The 1,104-nt window shown below is 55.3% G+C and carries 2 protein-coding genes; both read right to left on the bottom strand.

Features of this window, described 5'->3' with window-relative positions; all coding sequences use genetic code 11:
- Nucleotides 1-190, bottom strand: a 190-nt coding sequence (locus tag ACTHUT_RS21000) for a hypothetical protein (RefSeq protein ID WP_440419737.1), incomplete at its 3' end; no start/stop codon positions are given.
- 47 nt (nucleotides 191-237) lie between these two features.
- Nucleotides 238-1,104: bifunctional phosphoribosylaminoimidazolecarboxamide formyltransferase/IMP cyclohydrolase (purH, locus tag ACTHUT_RS20995; RefSeq protein ID WP_440419735.1), on the bottom strand; the 867-nt coding region annotated here is incomplete at its 5' end.

The following is a 1,104-nucleotide window of genomic DNA, read 5'->3' as shown; positions in this document are numbered from 1 at the left end:
GTGCGGCAAGGGCGAGGATGAGGAGGATGTGTTTCATGTTTCTTGCTCTGAGTGGGTTGGTTTTAACTTGGGCGGCATTGTGTTGCTGCATGAATCGGGCTGGCTGGAGCTTGGTTGCTTTGTCCTGATTTACAGTTAGGCCGCTAAATTGTTTGATGATTGAAGAAGGCCGTCTGAAAACGGGTTTCATGATATTGAAACTTTGTTTTCAGACGGCCTTTATTTTATATCAGCTTATTAGTGGCGGAAATGGCGGATGCCGGTTACGACCATGGCGATGCCGTGTTCGTCCGCTGCGTCAAAGACTTCTTGGTCGCGCATGGAGCCTGCCGGATGGATGATGGCTTTGATGCCCTGCTCGGCAATGACATCTACGCCGTCACGGAATGGGAAGAAGGCATCGGAAGCGGCACATGCGCCGTTGAGGTCGAGATTGGCATCTTGCGCTTTGCGGGCGGCGATGCGGGTGCTGTCCACGCGGCTCATTTGACCTGCGCCGATGCCGTAGGTTTGACCGCCTTTGCCGAACACGATGGCGTTGGATTTGACGTATTTTGCGACGTTCCAGACGAACAGCAAATCGTTCCATTCCTGCTCGGTCGGTTGGCGTTTGGAGACGACTTTCAAATCGGCGCGGCTAAGGCGGTGGATGTCAGGGTTTTGTACCAATAGTCCGCCGCCGACGCGTTTGAGTTCAAAGCGGTTGGCACCTGCCTCAAGCGGTACTTCCAATACGCGCACGTTTTTCTTGGCGGCGGAGATTTCGAGGGCTTCGGCGGTAAACTTCGGCGCCATCAGGACTTCCATAAATTGGTTGTCGGTAATCTGTTTGACGGTTTCGCCGTCCACTTCGCGGTTGAAGGCGATGATGCCGCCGAACGCGCTGGTGGTATCGGTGGCGTAGGCGAGTTTGTAGGCGGTCAATGTATCGGCTGCGACGGCGACACCGCACGGGTTGGCGTGTTTCACAATCACGCAAGCGGGCGCGTCGAAGGATTTGACGGCTTCCCAAGCGGCATCGGCATCGGCGATGTTGTTGTACGACAATTCTTTGCCTTGGAGCTGTTTGTATGCGGCGAGGCTGCCTGCGGCGGGGTACACATC

It is taken from the genome of Neisseria sp. P0022.S010, assembly GCF_051956635.1.
The sequence above is the reverse complement of the archived record's forward strand: the minus strand, read 5'-3'. Positions and strand labels throughout refer to the sequence as shown.